Annotated in this window: 17 protein-coding genes and 5 tRNA genes; all 22 read left to right on the top strand. The window is 42.2% G+C overall.

Annotated elements, in window-relative coordinates; genetic code table 11:
* Window positions 1-1,194 carry a hypothetical protein gene (locus tag I593_RS15165; RefSeq protein WP_016168457.1) on the top strand — a complete coding sequence of 398 codons (1,194 nt, stop codon included), beginning with the start codon at window positions 1-3 and terminating at the stop codon, window positions 1,192-1,194.
* An 8-nt stretch (window positions 1,195-1,202) separates the two neighbouring features.
* Window positions 1,203-1,631 (top strand): acyl-CoA thioesterase, encoded by a 429-nt coding sequence (locus I593_RS15160; protein WP_016168456.1) that lies wholly within the window; start codon window positions 1,203-1,205, stop codon window positions 1,629-1,631.
* A 150-nt stretch (window positions 1,632-1,781) separates the two neighbouring features.
* On the top strand, window positions 1,782-2,108 hold the full coding sequence (locus I593_RS15155; protein ID WP_016168455.1) for an H-NS histone family protein: 327 nt from the start codon (window positions 1,782-1,784) through the stop codon (window positions 2,106-2,108).
* Window positions 2,109-2,273: 165 nt separating this feature from the next.
* Entirely contained in the window at window positions 2,274-3,017 is a 744-nt protein-coding gene (gene gspN, locus I593_RS15150; RefSeq protein WP_016168454.1) for a type II secretion system protein N, read from the top strand.
* A complete protein-coding gene (locus I593_RS15145; RefSeq protein WP_016168453.1) occupies window positions 3,017-3,844 on the top strand; it encodes a type II secretion system protein N in 828 nt (275 codons plus the stop codon). The genes gspN and I593_RS15145 overlap by 1 nt, the downstream gene beginning before the upstream one ends.
* 42 nt (window positions 3,845-3,886) lie before the next feature.
* Window positions 3,887-6,142, top strand: a complete 2,256-nt coding sequence (gene gspD / locus I593_RS15140; RefSeq protein ID WP_016168452.1) for a type II secretion system secretin GspD — start codon at window positions 3,887-3,889, stop codon at window positions 6,140-6,142.
* 71 nt (window positions 6,143-6,213) lie between these two features.
* Window positions 6,214-6,885 (top strand): FHA domain-containing protein, encoded by a 672-nt coding sequence (locus tag I593_RS15135; RefSeq protein WP_016168451.1) that lies wholly within the window; start codon window positions 6,214-6,216, stop codon window positions 6,883-6,885.
* 70 nt (window positions 6,886-6,955) lie between these two features.
* A complete protein-coding gene (locus tag I593_RS15130) occupies window positions 6,956-7,627 on the top strand; it encodes a phosphoglycolate phosphatase (protein ID WP_016168450.1) in 672 nt (223 codons plus the stop codon).
* 115 nt (window positions 7,628-7,742) lie between these two features.
* A complete protein-coding gene (gene trpE, locus I593_RS15125) occupies window positions 7,743-9,236 on the top strand; it encodes an anthranilate synthase component I (RefSeq protein WP_016168449.1) in 1,494 nt (497 codons plus the stop codon).
* Window positions 9,237-9,335: 99 nt separating this feature from the next.
* Window positions 9,336-9,411, top strand: a tRNA-Thr gene (locus I593_RS15120).
* Between the two features lie 54 nt (window positions 9,412-9,465).
* Window positions 9,466-9,549 (top strand) — tRNA-Tyr (locus tag I593_RS15115).
* 36 nt (window positions 9,550-9,585) lie between these two features.
* Window positions 9,586-9,661 (top strand) — tRNA-Gly (locus I593_RS15110).
* 12 nt (window positions 9,662-9,673) lie between these two features.
* Window positions 9,674-9,748: transfer RNA gene (locus tag I593_RS15105), tRNA-Thr, on the top strand.
* 147 nt (window positions 9,749-9,895) lie between these two features.
* Complete coding sequence (gene tuf / locus I593_RS15100) at window positions 9,896-11,086, top strand: elongation factor Tu (RefSeq protein ID WP_016167280.1); 1,191 nt, start codon at window positions 9,896-9,898, stop codon at window positions 11,084-11,086.
* A 50-nt stretch (window positions 11,087-11,136) separates the two neighbouring features.
* A tRNA-Trp gene (locus I593_RS15095) sits at window positions 11,137-11,212 on the top strand.
* Between the two features lie 75 nt (window positions 11,213-11,287).
* Window positions 11,288-11,728, top strand: a complete 441-nt coding sequence (gene secE / locus I593_RS15090; protein ID WP_016168448.1) for a preprotein translocase subunit SecE — start codon at window positions 11,288-11,290, stop codon at window positions 11,726-11,728.
* 7 nt (window positions 11,729-11,735) lie between these two features.
* The gene (gene nusG, locus I593_RS15085) at window positions 11,736-12,269 is read left to right on the top strand and encodes a transcription termination/antitermination protein NusG (protein WP_016168447.1); all 534 of its coding nucleotides are present in this window, start codon (window positions 11,736-11,738) and stop codon (window positions 12,267-12,269) included.
* A gap of 116 nt (window positions 12,270-12,385) precedes the next feature.
* Window positions 12,386-12,814, top strand: coding sequence for a 50S ribosomal protein L11 (rplK, locus tag I593_RS15080; RefSeq protein WP_001074682.1), 429 nt, complete (start codon window positions 12,386-12,388; stop codon window positions 12,812-12,814).
* 3 nt (window positions 12,815-12,817) lie between these two features.
* Complete coding sequence (gene rplA, locus I593_RS15075) at window positions 12,818-13,513, top strand: 50S ribosomal protein L1 (protein ID WP_016168446.1); 696 nt, start codon at window positions 12,818-12,820, stop codon at window positions 13,511-13,513.
* 298 nt (window positions 13,514-13,811) lie between these two features.
* Window positions 13,812-14,318 (top strand): 50S ribosomal protein L10, encoded by a 507-nt coding sequence (gene rplJ, locus I593_RS15070; protein WP_016168445.1) that lies wholly within the window; start codon window positions 13,812-13,814, stop codon window positions 14,316-14,318.
* 42 nt (window positions 14,319-14,360) lie between these two features.
* Complete coding sequence (gene rplL / locus I593_RS15065; RefSeq protein ID WP_016168444.1) at window positions 14,361-14,729, top strand: 50S ribosomal protein L7/L12; 369 nt, start codon at window positions 14,361-14,363, stop codon at window positions 14,727-14,729.
* Window positions 14,730-15,035: 306 nt separating this feature from the next.
* Window positions 15,036-19,124 (top strand): DNA-directed RNA polymerase subunit beta, encoded by a 4,089-nt coding sequence (gene rpoB / locus I593_RS15060; RefSeq protein WP_016168443.1) that lies wholly within the window; start codon window positions 15,036-15,038, stop codon window positions 19,122-19,124.
* Window positions 19,125-19,166 lie beyond the last annotated feature (42 nt).

Here is a 19,166-nt window from a genome sequence, read left to right as displayed (position 1 = left end):
ATGAAACAGATTCTTTTAGCCTATGCTTTTATATGCCTGCTTGTGATTGCTGTGATTAGTGTGTTGAGTTACGGTTTTGGTGCAGGCTATGTTTATGTGTATTGGCGTGAATGGCAGTTACAGAGTAATGTCTGGTTCATATTCGTTCTTTTGGCAGTGCTGGGCTTTATTTTTCAGTTAGTTTGGTTGTTACTGAAACGCTATTTTACGCGTGCACAACGAAAACAAATCGAAATCTACGACTTCAAGACCTTGCATCCTTATGAGCAGTTGGCTGTCATTTGGTTATTGGACGCGGGTCGGGAGCAACAACAATTTATTCAAAATGCATTTGCTCAGTCTGGGTTATTACGTGGTGTAATTGACTCAAGACTGTATTTGATGCAACAGGAATATCCACAAGCGTTATCTGTTTTAAATCATAGCCATGCTATGGCATTTGAATTGGCAGAAATTCAACGTATTCAGGTTTATCTGGCGCAGCAAGATGGTGAGCAAGCCCTGACGCATCTTGAGTTTTTAACTCAGCATGAATTATCACCTTGGCTAAAGGATGTACAAGTCGCCTATGAGCAACGTTTAACCGAACTGTGGGGTGAGTTTGCTGTGCAATTTCCTTGGTTATATTTGCGTTCTATGCAATATGGACATTTAGATGAAGCCACCAAGCAGGCATGGTTAGAGCAACTTTTGCAACAGTTTGATCATGCTAGTGCTGAAAATCTACAAGATTTGCAACAACGTTATCTAGATTTATCGACTGAAATTGAAACTCGCAGCTATCACATCAAAATGTTGTGGTTAAAACTATTGTCACGTTTACCTGATTTAAGTCAGCAACATGAAAATTTGGCCTTACATTTACTTGATCAACAGTTTAATGCGGAAGTATTTCATTTGTGGTTTCAGCAACAATTGTTGAAACAGGTTCCAAATTATAGTGATGTAGAGCAACATATTCAGGATTGGGAGGTGAAATATCCATCTTTACCTGTTTTGACTTTTGCTAAATGGCATGTCTACGAAGCGACTGATCGGTTAAATAAAGCAGATGCATTATTAACTTTATATCCAGATAATGTGCTCATGAGTTATTTAAGGGTTAAAGCAACGCTGAAAAATCGTGAAGATTTGATTCAGCAGTTAAATTTGATCTTTGAAAATAATGCGAATTTTATGAAAATCAAGATTTAAGGGAATATATGTCATTATTTAATGAATATCCAATTGTACATGAGCAAAATGTAGCATGGGGAGATATGGATGCTTTTGGACATGTAAATAATGTCATGTATTATCGATATATTGAAAGCGCACGTATTCAATATTTTGATGCGTTAAATATATTTGAGCAAAGTGTATTGACGGTTGTTGCATCAAATCAGTGCAAATATTTACGACCTGTATTTTATCCCGATCAATTAAAAGTAGCTGTTCGTGTTGATGAATTACGTAATAGTGCAATACGTATGAGTTACCTATTATTCAGTACTGCACAAAATGCGGTGGTTGCAATGGCAGAGGCGGTGATAGTTTGTGTTGATAAAGACAATATGCAAAAAACTGCAATCCCTGATGATATTCGTGAGAAGATTCTCAAAATGGAACGAGATGTTGGACATTTAATTTAATTTTTGATCATTATTTTAATGTTGGATTATTAAAACATATATTAACTGTTCGAATCTTGTAGCAATTTTAAATATAAGTGTTGAATAATCGAGTTAATAAAAATATGATAATCCTGTGTAAGAAATTAAATCGTATTTAATGGAGTTAATATGATGCCAGACATTAGTAATTTATCTGTAGAAGAGTTAAAGCGTTTACAAGTAGAAGCGGAAGCCTTAATCGTTTCTAAAAAAGATCAGGCAATTGAAGATGCATATACTCAGATTATGGATATTGCTGATAAAGTGGGTTTGAGTATTGAGCAAATCTTAGAGTTTGGCGCAACTAAACGTAAGAAAACGACTCGTAAATCTGTAGAACCACGTTATCGCAATAAATCAGATGCATCAGAAACTTGGACAGGCCGTGGTAAACAACCTCGCTGGCTAGTGGCTGAATTGGAAAAAGGTGCAAAACTTGAAGATTTTCTTATCTAATCTTCATTAGATTGTCATCCAATCTGATTAAATTATTTAAACCAAGCAAAACTGCTTGGTTTTTTTATAGTGATGAATTGGCGATGTGAAAAAAGTGTGCATAATGGGTGGCAAAGATAAAATATATATCCAAGGAAGAAAAATAGTGATGTTGGTTGTGTTGGGATGACGAAAAAGAATAAGCACCTTGCATGGTGGATTTTTGCGTTAAGTACATTTTTATTTTTTGTAGTGCTGCAAATTCCAGCAGCATGGCTTATTTCTAAATTTTATAAAAATAACCAAGTTTTACAGAATGTCAGTGGCAATATCTGGCAAGGGCAGGCGGACTGGCATCAGGGAGCTTTAAAAGGCTCATTGAATTGGAAGGTACGTCCCTTAGATTTATTGTTGCTTCGTTTAGGTGCTGAGGTAGATATCCATAGTGGGCGGACCCAATTACAAGGTACCGTGGGCTATGGTTTGGGGCAGCGTTGGACTGTTAAAGCATTATCTGGGGAAATTGCCCCAGAAACATTAAAGCGGGTTGCTGATTGGCAATGGCCAAGTAATCCGATTCAAGTCCAAGATTTACAGTTTAAATATCAAAAAGAACAAGGTTTTCAACAAGCAGAAGGTACTGTGCAGTGGTTAGGTGGTGAACTGATATATCGCTTTGCACAACGTCAAGAGCAAATGAGTATCCCTTCCTTAAAAGGGAGTTTAAGTGATCGAGATCAAGTATTGATGATTGATGTGCGGGATCAGCGCGACCAGAAAATGATTAATCTGCTTTTGGATAAAAACCTGATGCTTGATGTACAGATTACTCAGCGTATGTTGATGAATGTGCCTTCGTATCAAGGTAAAGCGGGTTTAGATACTTATGTCGTCAGCTCTCGTCAGCCCCTGTTACGAGGTGGTATGTAATGAGATTGGTCAAAGATAAGTTACAGCATTTGAACGGCGCTCAGTTCAACCGTTTTTCACCGTGGCTGTTGGCTGTATTAGTGGCCTATTTAAGTTGGAAATTGGCCAGTATATTTTGGTTGTGGGTTGCTCCGCCAATGCCTATGCAATTAGAACGTGTAGAGTTAGGTTCACAGCAACCTCAAGTTCCCAATATATCGGCATTTTCTTTATTTCAGGAAAATAATGCGTCGAGTGGTGCGAATCTCGCCAATTTTGTTTTGCAAGGGGTAGTGGTGTCCTATCCGAGTCAATATTCCTCAGCAGTGATTAAAGTTAATGAAGTCGCTGACCGTTATAAGGTTGGAGAAACATTGGCAGGTACAGCTTATCAATTGGCCGAGGTGTATTGGGATCATGTGGTGTTGCGAGACTCTACGGGACAAAGCCAGCAAGTTGCATTTAATCGAATTGCCAATGGTCTAAATCAACCGATGGTTCCACCTGCGGATGCGGCTTCATTACCAACAGGGAATATATCGCAATCGACTCAAAATGCTTTGGGGCAGGCAGTACAACAAATGCATCAAAATCGTGACCAGTTTTTGGCCGATATGGGGGTTGGTGCTGCGACAGGTGAAGGGTATGAAGTCACCAGTAAAACACCTTCAGCTTTACGGAATACACTTGGATTACAACCTGGAGACCGAATTTTGTCCTTAAATGGTCAAGGTGTGGGGCAGGGACAAAATGATGCACAATTACTTGAACAAGCCAAACAAGCAGGCCAAGTCAAACTTGAAATAAAACGTGGTGATCAGGTGATGACCATACAACAAAATTTTTAAATGATGAGAAATCGCCCGTAGGGTTAGGAAACACAGAAGTATATGGCTTTATTTCATAATAATCGTCCAGTTTGGGCTTTGCTCGCAAGTGCACCTCTGATTGCTGCCGTGAGTAGCAGTGCCTATGCGCAAACATGGAAAATCAACTTACGTGATGCGGACTTAACGGCGTTTATTAATGAAGTGGCCGATATTACAGGGAAAAATTTTGCAGTTGATCCGCGCGTACGTGGCAATGTGACGGTTATTTCCAATAAGCCGCTCAATAAAAGTGAAGTTTACGATTTATTTTTAGGCGTGCTCAATGTGAATGGTGTGGTGGCGATTCCTTCGGGCAATACCGTGAAAATCGTTCCAGACAGCAATGTAAAAAGTTCAGGCATTCCCTATGATGCTAAAAATCGTGCTACAGGTGATCAAATTGTTACGCGCGTGATTTGGCTGGAAAATACCAATGCCAATGATCTAATTCCAGCCTTACGCCCACTCATGCCGCAGTTTGCAAATTTGTCGGCAGTACCTGGGGCTAATGCGCTGATTGTGTCAGATCGTGCTAGTAATATTTATCAACTGGAAACCATCATTCGTAATTTAGATGGTACTGATCAGCACGATATTGAGGCAATTACGTTGCAATCTAGTCAAGCCGAAGAAATGATTGGCTTATTAGATTCTATGACGGCGACTGGGGCAGCCAAAGATTTAAAAGGCGCGCGAGTGCGAGTGATTGCGGACAATCGTACCAATCGCATTTTAATTAAAGGCGATACGGCAACACGTAAACGGTTGCGTCAATTGATTGAAATGTTGGATGTGCCTGCGGCAGACCGTCTGGGTGGTTTGAAGGTCTTCCGTTTAAAGTATGCCAGTGCAAAAAACTTGGCCGAAATTTTACAAGGCCTGGTCACAGGGCAGGCAGTTTCAGGGGCTGATGGTCGCGCGAACAGTACATCCAATGCCAACAATAATATGATGGGAAGTGCGAATACGACGACAAGCAATGGCTCATCCTCAAGTATTTCGACACCAGCTATTAATTTAGGGGGCAGTTCTACTGGGAATAATCAGAACAATATCACCAGTTTTAATGCCAACGGGATTAGTATCATTGCCGATAGTTCACAAAATGCATTGGTGGTCAAAGCAGATCCACAACTGATGCGAGAAATTGAGTCTGCGATTCAGCAACTTGATATTCGCCGCGAACAAGTGTTAATCGAGGCTGCAATTATTGAAGTTGAAGGCTCTGATGCAGATCAATTGGGTGTGCAATGGGCTTTGGGTGATATTAGCAGTGGTGTCGGTTTAATCAGTTTTGATAACGTAGGTTCAAGCCTAGCCAGCCTCGCTGCGGGTTATTTGAGTGGCGGGGCTTCAGGTCTGGGGCAGGCCTTGACGGGTGCGGGTAGCTCAGTGGTGTTGGGTGATTATAAAGAGGGCAGTGATGGTTCACGTCGACTTTATGGTGCATTGATTCAGGCACTCAAAGAAAACACCAAATCTAATTTGCTTTCAACACCTTCGATTGTCACGATGGACAATGAAGAGGCCTACATTGTGGTAGGTGAAAACGTTCCTTTTGTCACAGGATCAGTGAGTACCAACAATGGCACAGTAAATCCTTATACCACCATTGAACGCAAAGATGTCGGTGTGACGCTAAAGGTGATTCCGCACATTGGTGAAAATGGTACGGTTCGCTTGGAGGTTGAGCAGGAAGTTTCTGGGGTTAAAAATAGTAAAGGCCAGGCGTCAGATCTGGTCACCAGTAAACGTGCCATTAAAACAGCCATTTTGGCAGAGCATGGACAAACTGTAGTTCTCGGTGGCTTAATTTCAGATAACTCTATTTATAGTCGTCAATCGGTTCCGGGTCTGGGGGCAATTCCTGGTGTTGGGCGCTTATTTAGATCGGATGCAAAGTCGAATCAGAAGCGCAATTTATTGGTCTTTATTCATCCAACGATTGTGGGTGGTGGCGATGATGTTCGTCGTTTATCTCAACAGCGTTATAGTCAGTTATATAGTTTGCAATTGGCGCTCGATAAAGATGGCGGTTTTGCTAAATTACCTGAGCAGGTGGATGATGTCTACATGCAGCGGTTGCCTGTGCAACCTGGTGCGCCACGGACTAGCCCTTATCAAGCTGTACCTTCTGCGGCGCAGCCATCCAATGCTGCGGTTGTGACTACGCCTGTAGCGATTGAGCCACCAATCAGCAGTACACCATTTCCAAAATCAGAAGTGGAAAAAACCAAAAATACAGTAACCACCATTCGTGTGCGTCCAGCTTCGTAATGCCAAAGTAGCCAAATTGAAATCTATAAGTTGCATGGTATGATGAAGCAAAATCATAAAGAGATAATGTGATGACTTGGAAGATACAGGCAATTACAGGCGAATTTACGGGGCAAGAGATCAGTGTTGACCGTGATATGTTGGTTGGGCGCCATCAAGATGCAGATGTATTGTTGCAATCTGCAGAAGTGTCACGTAAACACGCAGCGCTGTTGTTAAAAGAGCAAGCGTTATGGGTGCAAGATTTAAATTCATCGAATGGCACTTTTGTGAACGACTTGAAAATTGTAGATGAAAGCCAACTGAAGGATGGCGATATTGTTCAGTTTGCAAGCTTTAAATTTACAGTCTTTGCTCCAGCTCCTTTGGCAAATACAGTTGAGGAAGATGTAGTTGAAGTTCAACAGCCTGCTGAAGCCGTTGCTCCGTCTGAAACAGAAGCAGAGAAATCGGCAGCGCATCATATGAATGAACAGGGGATGCCAAGCCTGACTGAGCGTGATAGCAGTGTTCAGTTAAGTCGTGATGGGATGCCACAGAATGTATCTGTTCCCAAGCCCGCGCCAATTCCTGAAGGTGTAGATGTATCTAAAGCTACGCCAAACCCAGCCCCGATTCCAGTTGAGCAACCTGTTTCTCGTGTTGAAGAAGAACGAACTCAACAGAAGAATGCTTCACTGGGTTTAATCACCATTATAGTCTTGGTTATTTTGTCTATCTTTGCTTGGGTGATGTTTAAATAATCTGGGAGTTGCCTAGAATAAGGGCATGCTCTGGCATGCCTTTTTTATATCTGAATAATGCGAGTTGCTTATGAATATTGCACAATTAGATCGCCGTGAATTAATGCTGTTTGATTTGGATGGAACTTTGGTCGATTCAGCGACTGATTTATATCGTGCCATGAATATGAGTCTTAATGTCTTGCAACTCCCTTTGGTGACTGAACAGCAAGTACGTGTTTGGGTGGGCAAGGGAACATCTATCTTTTGTCATAGTACCTTGCAATATCTTACAGGTGAGGTTGACCCTGCGCAGCACAAACAACTGCTCGATACTTTTTTAGAAATATACAATGCGGAACCTTGTATTGAAACCCGACCATTTCATGGCATTCTTGAGTTTCTAGAATGGGGTTTGCAGCACAACAAGAAAATGGTGTGTGTCACCAATAAGCCTGAACAGCCTGCTCGCTTAATTGTTGAAGCCTTGGATATGTCTAAATACTTTATTGATGTGATTGGAGGTGACCGTTTCGAAGAACGCAAACCACATCCGCGTCAGTTACTGCACTGTGTTGAGGAATATCAGATTGAAAAATCCCAGACCTTAATGTTTGGTGATTCGAGTAATGATGTGGAGGCAGCACGACGTGCGGGTATTGATTGTATTGTCGTTAGCTATGGTTATAATCATGGTGAAGACATACAGGATTGCCAACCACAGCAAGTGGTTGATGATTTAAGAGAATTAATCAAAACATAATTTGCAGATAAGGAATCATGACACATGAGTCGTTGTAAAGCTTTTCGATGGCGTCGCTCAGTCTGATGTAACGAAAAATTGAATTGACCCCAATCGAAAATTTAGAGAGAACCTCATGACGACTCAAGTGCAATACGAGCAATTAAAAGCCCAAGGCTATAACCTGATTCCTGTTTATCGACAACGTCTGGCAGATACAGAAACGCCACTTTCAGTTTTTGCACGATTAAAAGACCATCAACAAGCCTATTTATTTGAATCGGTAGAAGGTGGTGAAAATTGGGCGCGCTATTCCATCATTGGTTTGGGTGAATCTACCGTATTTTCTTGTAATGCAGGTAAGCTCACCATTCAGCATGTAGATGGCACGTATGAACAGAAAGATTGTGCCGATCCTTTTGAATATATTCGAACCTTTTTGGCGCAGTTTAAAGTTCCGACACAAGCAGATTTACCAGACTTGCCTAGCTTTACTGGCGGATTGGTGGGTTATTTTGGTTATGATGCTGTGCGTTATATTGAACCACGTTTAAATAATGTGCCAGAAGCAGATCCAGTCGGGTTGCCCGATATCTGGATGATGTTATCTAAGACAGTGATTGTATTTGACAATTTAAAAGATACTTTATTCTTGATTGTGCACGCCGATGTCAATGATGCAGAGGCGTATTTTAACGCACAGCTCCAGTTAGATGCTTTGGAGCAATTGCTTGCTACTCCTGTGAGTCTGCAAGCGAAAAAACACAGTGCACCGCATTTTGAGTCACTCACGGGCAAGCAGAAATTCCTAGAGTCAATTGAAACGGTTAAAGAATATATCCGTGCAGGGGATGTGATGCAGGTGGTTCCTGGGCATCGTATGGTTTCTGATTTTGATGGAGAAGCGTTACAGGTTTATCGTGCCTTACGTCATTTAAATCCATCGCCGTATTTATTCTTGGTACAAGGTCAAACTTTGCAAGATCAAAAGCCATTTCATATTGTGGGATCATCTCCAGAAATCTTGTCGCGTTTAGAAAATGGCATTGCTACGGTGCGCCCTTTGGCGGGCACACGTCCTCGTGGTAAAACTAAAGAAGAAGATTTGGCCTTAGAAAAAGATTTACTTTCAGATGAAAAAGAAATTGCTGAGCATTTAATGTTGATTGATTTAGGACGCAATGATGTGGGGCGCGTTTCTAAAATTGGTAAAGTGCAAGTGACTGATCAAATGGTGATCGAACGTTATTCGCATGTGATGCATATCGTCTCCAATGTGCAAGGCGAAGTTCGTGATGATGTAGATGCTTTGGATGTTTTTAAAGCAACTTTTCCAGCAGGTACTTTATCTGGAGCCCCAAAAATCCGCGCTATGGAAATTATTGATGAGGTAGAGCCTGTAAAACGTGGTGTTTTTGGTGGTGCTGTTGGTTATTTAGGCTGGCATGGCGAAATGGACATGTCGATTGCGATTCGAACCTGTGTTATTCGTGAAAATAAGGTCTTTGTTCAGGCTGGTGCGGGTCTCGTTGTGGACTCAAATCCTGAATCTGAGTGGAATGAAACCCAAATAAAAGCTCGCGCAGTGATCAAAGCGGTTGAATTATCATCAAATGGATTGATTTTATGAGTTTTTAGCGTTTTTTTTGAAAAAAACACTTGCATGGATTTCAAGTTTTGCTAAACTGCACACCGTTCCGATACGAAACGTACGAAACACTAAGAAAGAGCCGGCATAGCTCAGTTGGTAGAGCAACTGACTTGTAATCAGTAGGTCCACAGTTCGAATCCGTGTGCCGGCACCATCTTAAAGGTGTGTAGTAGTGAAGTAAAGAACAACACTGAAATAAGTGTGAAATGGTGAGATTCCCGAGCGGTCAAAGGGGGCGGACTGTAACTCCGCTACGAAAGTTTCGAAGGTTCGAATCCTTCTCTCACCACCATTAACTTCGATTGAAGTGGTTAATTACCAACATTAAGCGGGAGTAGCTCAGTTGGTAGAGCGGTAGCCTTCCAAGCTACATGTCGCGAGTTCGACCCTCGTCTCCCGCTCCATCGAAGATGATTGCTCTTATAGCTCAGTGGTAGAGCACTCCCTTGGTAAGGGAGAGGTCTCGAGTTCAAATCTCGATAAGAGCTCCAGATACAGTTTAGTAGATGTTCTACAAAGATTTTAAAAAGCAGGCTTATTAGTCTGCTTTTCAAGTATTGGGTGTCTGCTTTTTTAGGCGATATGTCGATGCTGAGCTTTTCTCAGAATTGTGTTCGACGTAAACGAGGAATATAAACATGGCTAAGGCTAAGTTTGAACGTAATAAGCCACACGTAAACGTGGGCACAATCGGTCACGTTGACCATGGTAAAACTACTTTAACTGCTGCGATTGCAACTATTTGTGCAAAAACTTACGGCGGTGAAGCGAAAGATTACTCACAAATCGACTCTGCTCCTGAAGAAAAAGCACGTGGTATTACAATTAATACTTCACACGTAGAATACGATTCTCCAATCCGTCACTACGCTCACGTAGACTGCCCGGGCCACGCCGATTATGTTAAAAACATGATTACTGGTGCTGCTCAGATGGACGGCGCGATCCTTGTATGTGCTGCGACTGATGGTCCAATGCCACAAACTCGTGAACACATCCTTCTTTCACGTCAGGTTGGTGTACCTTACATCATCGTATTCTTAAACAAATGCGACCTTGTTGACGACGAAGAATTACTTGAATTAGTAGAAATGGAAGTTCGTGAACTTCTTTCTACTTATGACTTCCCAGGTGATGACACTCCAGTTATCCGTGGTTCTGCTCTTGCTGCGCTTAATGGCGACGCTGGTCAGTACGGTGAGTCTTCAGTTCTTGCTCTTGTTGAAGCGCTTGACACTTACATTCCAGAACCAGAACGTGCTATCGACAAAGCATTCTTGATGCCAATCGAAGACGTATTCTCTATCTCAGGCCGTGGTACAGTAGTAACAGGTCGTGTAGAAGCTGGTATCGTGAAAGTAGGCGAAGAAGTTGAAATCGTTGGTATCAAAGATACAGTTAAAACAACTGTAACTGGCGTTGAAATGTTCCGTAAACTTCTTGATGAAGGCCGTGCGGGCGAGAACTGTGGTATTCTTCTACGTGGTACTAAGCGTGAAGACGTACAACGTGGTCAAGTACTTGCTAAACCAGGTACAATCAAGCCGCACACTAAATTCGACGCAGAAGTATACGTACTTTCTAAAGAAGAAGGTGGTCGTCATACTCCATTCCTTAACGGTTACCGTCCACAATTCTATTTCCGTACGACTGACGTAACTGGCGCAATCCAATTACAAGAAGGCGTTGAAATGGTAATGCCAGGTGACAACGTTGAAATGTCAGTAGAATTAATCCACCCAATCGCAATGGACCCAGGTCTACGTTTTGCGATCCGTGAAGGTGGTCGTACAGTAGGTGCTGGTGTCGTTGCGAAAGTAACTGCATAATTAAGTATACAAAATTTAAGTCGAGAATTTCGATTCTCGACTTACTCTGCAGGCTAGTAGTTCAATTGGTAGAGCGTCGGTCTCCAAAACCGAATGTTGGGGGTTCGAGTCCCTCCTGGCCTGCCACTTTTTTCGTAAAAGAGCTTGATGCTGGCTAAACTAGTCATATAATAAATCGCGAATTCTACGACGAGTAAAAAAATGTCGAATGATAAATCGCGTGACGCATTAAGCGACGCGCCTATCCCTCAAAGAAATAACTCTGCTGAAGTTGTCAGTTCTGGCTCACCATTAGATGTTGTGCTATGGATTATTGCATTGATTTTGATCATTGGTGCAACCATGGTAAATCAGCACTTGCCAGCATACTGGGCACCAGCAAATGATATTTGGGTGCGTGTTGGTGTAATTTTGTCTTGTATCATTGTGGCTTTAGGTTTATTATACGCCACCCATCAAGGCAAAGGCTTTGTTCGTTTGCTAAAAGATGCGCGTATTGAATTGCGTCGTGTCACATGGCCAACCAAGCAAGAGACTGTGACCACCTCGTGGCAGGTTCTTGCTGTAGTCGTTGTAGCATCTATTTTATTGTGGTGTTTTGACTATATTTTAGGCTGGTTTATGAAGTTTATTATCGGGTAAGAGAGCTATGAAACGTTGGTACATTATTCATGCCTACTCAGGCTATGAAAAACAGGTGATGCGTTCACTTAATGATCGAATCCAGCGTAGCGCTGTAGCCGATAGCTTTGGTGAAGTCCTTGTTCCTACCGAAGAAGTGGTAGAAATGAAGGATGGTAAGAAACGTAAGTCTGAGCGTAAGTTCTTTCCTGGCTATGTGTTAGTTGAAATGGAAATGAATGATGAAACTTGGCACATTGTAAAAGAGTGTCCTAAAGTTTTAGGTTTTATCGGTGGTACAGCAGAAAAACCTGCACCGATTACGCAAAAAGAAGCAGATGCGATTCTTGCTCGTGTACGCAATACTGGTGAAGCACCTCGTCCGAAGACGATGTTTGAACCAGGCGAAGAATTACTCGTAATTGACGGTCCATTCACCGACTTTAAAGGCGTGGTGGAAGAAGTTCTATACGATAAGTCACGTTTAACGTTGACGATTAATGTATTTAATCGACCAACTCAAGTTGAATTGGAATTTCGCCAAGTCGAAAAAACAATTTAATCTGGATTGGTTAAAAACGCCCGATTTATTCAATCGGGCATTGTTGTTGTAGTGATTGTCACTGCATGAAATATTGGGGAGCTGTAAAAGGCGTTTGTACCCAGAGGTAATTTGAAATGGCTAAGAAGATTGACGGCTATATCAAGCTGCAAGTTCCAGCTGGTAAAGCGAATCCATCTCCACCGATTGGTCCAGCACTAGGTCAACGTGGTGTTAACATCATGGCATTCTGTAAAGAATTCAATGCTGCTACACAAAAAGTTGAACCAGGTCTTCCAATTCCTGTAGTGATCACTGTGTACAACGACAAGTCGTTCACATTCATCATGAAAACTCCACCTGCATCTATTCTTCTTAAGAAAGCTGCTGGTATTCAAAAGGGTTCATCTGTACCTAACAAAACTAAAGTTGGTAAGTTGACTCGTGCTCAATTAGAAGAAATTGCGACTACTAAAGAACCAGATTTAACTGGTGCTGATTTAGACGCACGTGTTCGTACCATTGCTGGTTCTGCACGTTCTATGGGCTTGGAAGTGGAGCTATAAGACATGGCAAAGTTAACTAAACGTCAAAAAGCCATCGCTGCTGCTATTGAAGCTAACAAAGTTTACACTTTGGAAGAAGCAGTTGCTGTTCTAGCTGGTCTTCCTGCTGCGAAATTCAAAGAATCTTTGGATGTTGCGGTAAACCTAGGTGTTGACCCTCGTAAATCTGACCAAGTTGTTCGTGGTGCGACTACACTTCCTGCAGGTACTGGTAAAACAGTACGTGTTGCTGTGTTTGCTCAAGGCGCGGCTGCTGAAGCTGCTAAAGCTGAAGGCGCTGACATTGTTGGTTTTGATGACTTAGCTGAAAGCATCCAACAAGGTAACCTTGACTTTGACGTAGTAATTGCTGCTCCAGATGCAATGCGCGTTGTAGGTAAGTTAGGTACAATCCTTGGTCCACGTGGTTTGATGCCAAACCCGAAAGTGGGTACTGTAACTCCAGACGTTGCTGGTGCAGTTAAAAATGCGAAAGCTGGTCAAGCACGTTACCGTGTTGACAAAGCAGGTATTATCCACGCTGCGATCGGTCAAGTAGACTTCTCTGCTGAAGCTGTTCGTCAAAACGTTGAAACTTTGATTGCAGACTTGAAAAAGTTAAAGCCTGCAACTTCTAAAGGTGTATACATCAAAAAAATCACTTTGAGCTCAACTATGGGTCCTGGTCTTACTATTGATGTAAACAACGTTTCTAACTAAGTTTTACTTAGACAGAATTTTAAAGCCCTGAGTAATATTTGAAGCACTGCTTTAAATATTACGTAAGAGAGACCGGTTTCGGACTACTTACGAACTTAGGCAAACTTTGAATTGATAAATGTATATTTATCAGCGTCAAAGACCTCAGGCGAGGGGAGTTTTATGCTTCTCTCTTAATAACCCAGTCTGAGTAGACGCGGTGGTGTGATTTATTTCCTCCTCCGCGTGTAAGCTTGAAAGGGCTTACGAATTGGGGTGTACCTGTTAGGTGCATAAATCACCGTTAGGAGGTTTTACAATGGCTCTTCTTATCGAAGACAAAAAACAGATTGTTGCTGAAGTAAGCGAAGTTGCTGCTAAAGCGTTTTCTGTTGTTGTGGCTAACTATCAAGGTTCAAGCGTAGAGCAATTAACACAACTTCGTGTTGAAGCTCGTAAGTTGGGTGTTACTACACGTATCGTGCGTAATACTTTGGCTAAACGCGCTCTTCAAGACACTCAATTCGACATCTTGAACGACGACCTTGTTGGCCCAACCATTCTCGGTTTCTCAACTTCTGAAGACGACATGGGTGCAGCTGCACGCTTGTTCGAAGAATTTGCAAAAACTAACAAAGCATTTGAACTTAAAGCTGCTGCCTTTGATGGCAAAGTTTATCAAGGTGCTGAAGTTAGCGTTATCGCAAACCTTCCGAACCAAGAAAAAGCGCTTACTATGCTTGCGTCTGTTCTTCAAGCTCCTATTTCGAAATTGGGTCGCCTTATTACAGCGCTCAAAGAGAAAAACGAGTCAGAAGCCGCTTAATCCTATTTCCACACCATTCAATATCCATTTGGAGTTATTCTCATGGCTTTAACAAACGAAGAAATCTTAAACGCAGTTGCTGAAAAAACAGTTCTTGAACTTGTTGAATTAATTTCTGCTTTCGAAGAAAAATTTAACGTATCTGCTGCTGCTGTAGCTGTTGCTGCTGCTCCTGGCGCTGCTGCTGCTGCTGAAGAACAAACTGAATTCAACGTAGAGTTGACTTCTTTTGGTGCTAACAAAGTTGCTGTAATTAAAGCAGTTCGTGAAGCTACTGGTCTTGGTCTTAAAGAAGCTAAAGATATGGTTGAAGGCGCTCCTGCTGTTCTTAAAGAAGGCGTGTCTAAAGAAGAAGGCGAAGAACTTAAGAAGAAACTTGAAGAAGCTGGTGCTACAGTTACTCTTAAGTAATCTTAAGAGGAGTCGATTTTTTATAATCGGCTCCACAAAATGGCTGATGGCTCTTGGGTCATCAGCCTTTTTGCGTTACAATAATCGGCTCGACTCCAATTTGACTGATTTAAAAATCATCAAATTTAAACAATAAAGACAAACTTTAAACGCTTACCAATATTTTTCTATTCAAAAAATATTGTTAAGCGTTTTAATACCACTAAAAATTGCAGCATTTGTAAACAGTGGTGGCCATATCGGCCTGCGTAATTCCTTCTAAACCCGTTCTGCAGGCGGGTTTAGTTTACTTTCCGAGGACTCCAGATGGCATACTCATATACCGAAAAGAAACGGATCCGTAAGAATTTTGGTAAATTGCCTAGTGTTATGGATGCTCCGTACTTGCTCGCGATTCAAGTCGACTCGTACAGAACGTTCTTGCAAGATGGCAAATCACCAAAAAACCGCGAAGATATCGGTCTCCAAGCCGCATTTCGTTCAGTTTTTCCTATAGAAAGTTATTCTGGCAATGCTGCTCTAGAATTTGTTGAGTATAGCCTTGGTAAGCCGGAGTTTGATGTTCGCGAATGTATTCTTCGTGGCTCAACTTATGCGGCACCAATGCGTGTAAAAATTCGTTTGATCATTAAAGATCGTGAAACGAAATCAATCAAAGACGTGCGTGAGCAAGAAGTGTACATGGGTGAAATGCCACTCATGACGGATAACGGGACATTCGTTATTAATGGTACTGAGCGTGTAATCGTATCTCAGTTACACCGTTCGCCAGGCGTGTTCTTTGATCATGATAAGGGTAAAACTCACTCAAGCGGTAAAGTGCTTTATTCGGCACGTATTATTCCTTACCGTGGTTCATGGTTAGACTTTGAATTTGATGCAAAAGATTTAGTCTATGTCCGTATTGACCGTCGTCGTAAATTGCTTGCGACTGTGGTTTTACGTGCATTGGATTACAGCAACGAACAAATTCTAGATTTATTCTACGAGAAAGTACCTGTCTATTTAGACATGGGTAGCTACCAAATTGACCTTGTACCAGAACGCCTGCGTGGCGAAATGGCTCAATTCGACATTACCGATAATGACGGTAAAGTGATTGTTGAACAAGGTAAGCGTATTAACGCGCGTCATGTACGTCAAATGGAAGCTTCAGGCTTAACGAAGCTTTCTGTTCCAGACGAATATTTATATGAGCGTATTACTGCCCAAGATATCACTTTACGTGATGGCGAAGTGATTCCTGCGAATACCTTGCTAAGCCATGAAGTGATGGTGAAGCTGGCTGAAGGTGGCGTGAAGCAGTTTAATATTCTGTTTACGAATGACATCGATCGTGGTTCGTTCATTGCGGATTCTCTACGTGCAGATACAACAACAGGTCGTGAAGAAGCGCTTGTTGAAATCTACAAAGTAATGCGTCCAGGTGAGCCACCAACAAAAGAAGCAGCTGAAAACTTATTTAATAACTTATTCTTCTCTTCTGAGCGTTACGATTTATCGCCAGTTGGTCGTATGAAGTTTAACCGTCGTTTGGGTCGTCCTTACGAAGTCGGTACTGATCAGAAGTCACGTGAAGTTGAAGGTATCCTTTCGAACAGCGATATCACTGATGTATTAAAAACATTGGTTGAAATTCGTAACGGTAAAGGCGAAGTGGATGATATTGACCACTTGGGTAACCGTCGTGTTCGTTCTGTTGGTGAAATGACAGAAAACCAATTCCGTGTTGGTTTGGTTCGTGTTGAGCGTGCTGTAAAAGAGCGTTTAAGCCAAGCAGAAGCAGATAACTTGTCTCCGCAAGATTTAATCAATGCGAAACCAGTTGCAGCGGCAATCAAAGAATTCTTTGGTTCAAGCCAGTTATCTCAGTTCATGGATCAAAACAACCCATTGTCTGAGATTACACACAAACGTCGTGTATCTGCACTTGGTCCTGGTGGTTTAACACGTGAACGTGCGGGCTTTGAAGTACGTGACGTACATCAAACTCACTATGGTCGTGTATGTCCGATTGAAACGCCTGAAGGTCCAAACATTGGTTTGATCAACTCGCTATCTGTTTATGCAAAATGTAATAACTTCGGTTTCTTGGAAACTCCATACCGTAAAGTTGTTGATGGACGTGTAACGGATGAAGTTGAATACTTATCTGCGATTGAAGAAGTAGGCACTGTCATTGCACAAGCCGACTCTGCAGTCGATGCAGACAATCACTTGACGGAAGAGTTTGTTTCTGTACGTCACCAAGGTGATTTCGTGCGTATGCCACCTGAAAAAGTGACGCATATGGATGTATCTGCTCAACAGGTTGTATCTGTTGCAGCATCATTGATTCCGTTCCTTGAACACGATGATGCGAACCGTGCATTAATGGGTTCGAACATGCAACGTCAGGCTGTTCCGACATTATTGGCGGATAAACCGCTTGTTGGTACAGGGATGGAAGCAAATGTAGCACGTGATTCTGGTGTGTGTGTCATTGCAAACCGTGGTGGTGCGATTGAATACGTAGACGCTTCTCGTATCGTGATTCGTGTAAACGAAGAAGAGATGGTAGCGGGTGAAGCGGGTGTAGATATCTACAACCTGATCAAATATACACGTTCTAACCAAAATACATGTATCAACCAAAACGTCGTAGTTCGCATGGGTGACAAAGTTGCTCGTGGTGATGTATTGGCTGATGGTCCATCGACTGATGGTGGTGAACTTGCGCTTGGTCAAAACATGCGCGTCGCGTTCATGACTTGGAACGGTTATAACTATGAAGACTCGATCTTACTTTCTGAGCGTGTTCTTCAAGAAGACCGTTTAACTTCGATCCATATCCAAGAGTTATCGTGTGTTGCACGTGATACTAAATTGGGTGCTGAAGAAATTACTGCGGATATCCCGAACGTGGGTGAAGCTGCACTTTCTAAGCTTGATGAATCAGGTATTGTTTATATCGGTGCTGAAGTTGCAGCGGGCGACATCCTTGTTGGTAAAGTAACGCCTAAAGGTGAAACGCAATTAACACCAGAAGAAAAACTGCTTCGTGCAATTTTTGGTGAAAAAGCAGCTGACGTTAAAGATTCTTCTTTACGTGTTCCATCTGGTACGAAAGGTACAGTAATTGACGTTCAAGTGTTTACACGTGATGGTCTTGAAAAAGACGAACGTGCGCAAGCAATTGAAAAAGCGCAATTAGATGCTTACCGTAAAGACTTGAAAGAAGAATATAAAATCTTCGAAGAAGCAGCACGTGAACGTATTGTTCGCTTGTTGAGCGGTCAAGAATCGAATGGCGGTGGCGGCACGAAGCGTGGTGACAAACTTTCAGAAGATATGTTGTCTGGCTTAGAGTTGGTTGATTTACTTGAAATCCAGCCAAGTGATGAAGCGATTGCTGAACGTTTAACCCAAATTCAAGTGTTCTTGAAAGAGAAGAGCTTTGAAATTGACGAGAAATTTGCTGAGAAAAAACGCAAACTTTCTACAGGTGATGAACTAACAACTGGCGTATTGAAAGTTGTGAAGGTTTACCTTGCAGTTAAACGTCGTATCCAGCCTGGTGATAAGATGGCGGGTCGTCACGGTAACAAAGGTGTTGTGTCTAACATCCTACCAGTCGAAGACATGCCGCATGATGCCAATGGTGTTCCAGTCGATATCGTATTGAACCCGTTGGGTGTACCGTCACGTATGAACGTGGGGCAGATTCTTGAAACTCACTTGGGTATGGCTGCGAAAGGTTTGGGTGAGCAAATTGATAAGATGCTCAAACAACAGCGTGAAATTGCTGAACTACGTGTTTTCCTAGACAAAATCTACAACAAAGTGGGCGGTCAGCAAGAAGATTTAGACAGCTTAACAGATGATGAAATCTTGGTGTTGGCAGGTAACTTACGTGCAGGTGTACCTTTAGCAACTCCTGTATTTGATGGTGCTGAAGAAAGCCAAATCAAAGAGTTACTAGAGCTGGCTGAAATTCCACGTTCGGGTCAAACCGTATTGTATGATGGACGTACAGGTGAACGTTTCGACCGTCCTGTAACTGTAGGCTATATGTACATGCTTAAGTTGAACCACTTGGTTGACGACAAGATGCATGCCCGTTCTACAGGTTCTTACTCATTAGTAACGCAACAACCATTGGGTGGTAAAGCTCAGTTCGGTGGTCAGCGTTTCGGTGAGATGGAGGTCTGGGCACTTGAGGCTTATGGCGCAGCTTATACACTTCAAGAAATGCTCACTGTGAAGTCGGATGACGTTGAAGGTCGTACTCGTATCTATAAGAATATTGTAGATGGTAACCATTATATGGACCCAGGTATGCCTGAATCGTTCAACGTATTGACCAAAGAGATCCGTTCTTTAGGTATCAACATTGAACTGAAAAATGGTGACTAAGAAATCTCCCCCGATCCCTCTTTAAGAAAGAGGGGAGAAGTC

Origin of the sequence: Acinetobacter tandoii DSM 14970 = CIP 107469, assembly GCF_000400735.1 — a bacterium.
GTDB classification, from domain to species: Bacteria; Pseudomonadota; Gammaproteobacteria; order Pseudomonadales; family Moraxellaceae; genus Acinetobacter; species Acinetobacter tandoii.
This window is presented reverse-complemented; position numbering and strand designations above follow the sequence as displayed.

Bases quoted from the DNA above. Each gene is read 5' to 3' on its own strand.
- I593_RS15165 (WP_016168457.1), top strand. From the start codon at position 1: ATGAAACAGATTCTTTTAGCCTATGCTTTTATATGCCTGCTTGTGATT.
- I593_RS15160 (WP_016168456.1), top strand. From the start codon at position 1,203: ATGTCATTATTTAATGAATATCCAATTGTACATGAGCAAAATGTAGCA.
- I593_RS15155 (WP_016168455.1), top strand. From the start codon at position 1,782: ATGATGCCAGACATTAGTAATTTATCTGTAGAAGAGTTAAAGCGTTTA.
- gspN (WP_016168454.1), top strand. From the start codon at position 2,274: ATGACGAAAAAGAATAAGCACCTTGCATGGTGGATTTTTGCGTTAAGT.
- I593_RS15145 (WP_016168453.1), top strand. From the start codon at position 3,017: ATGAGATTGGTCAAAGATAAGTTACAGCATTTGAACGGCGCTCAGTTC.
- gspD (WP_016168452.1), top strand. From the start codon at position 3,887: ATGGCTTTATTTCATAATAATCGTCCAGTTTGGGCTTTGCTCGCAAGT.
- I593_RS15135 (WP_016168451.1), top strand. From the start codon at position 6,214: ATGACTTGGAAGATACAGGCAATTACAGGCGAATTTACGGGGCAAGAG.
- I593_RS15130 (WP_016168450.1), top strand. From the start codon at position 6,956: ATGAATATTGCACAATTAGATCGCCGTGAATTAATGCTGTTTGATTTG.
- trpE (WP_016168449.1), top strand. From the start codon at position 7,743: ATGACGACTCAAGTGCAATACGAGCAATTAAAAGCCCAAGGCTATAAC.
- tuf (WP_016167280.1), top strand. From the start codon at position 9,896: ATGGCTAAGGCTAAGTTTGAACGTAATAAGCCACACGTAAACGTGGGC.
- secE (WP_016168448.1), top strand. From the start codon at position 11,288: ATGTCGAATGATAAATCGCGTGACGCATTAAGCGACGCGCCTATCCCT.
- nusG (WP_016168447.1), top strand. From the start codon at position 11,736: ATGAAACGTTGGTACATTATTCATGCCTACTCAGGCTATGAAAAACAG.
- rplK (WP_001074682.1), top strand. From the start codon at position 12,386: ATGGCTAAGAAGATTGACGGCTATATCAAGCTGCAAGTTCCAGCTGGT.
- rplA (WP_016168446.1), top strand. From the start codon at position 12,818: ATGGCAAAGTTAACTAAACGTCAAAAAGCCATCGCTGCTGCTATTGAA.
- rplJ (WP_016168445.1), top strand. From the start codon at position 13,812: ATGGCTCTTCTTATCGAAGACAAAAAACAGATTGTTGCTGAAGTAAGC.
- rplL (WP_016168444.1), top strand. From the start codon at position 14,361: ATGGCTTTAACAAACGAAGAAATCTTAAACGCAGTTGCTGAAAAAACA.
- rpoB (WP_016168443.1), top strand. From the start codon at position 15,036: ATGGCATACTCATATACCGAAAAGAAACGGATCCGTAAGAATTTTGGT.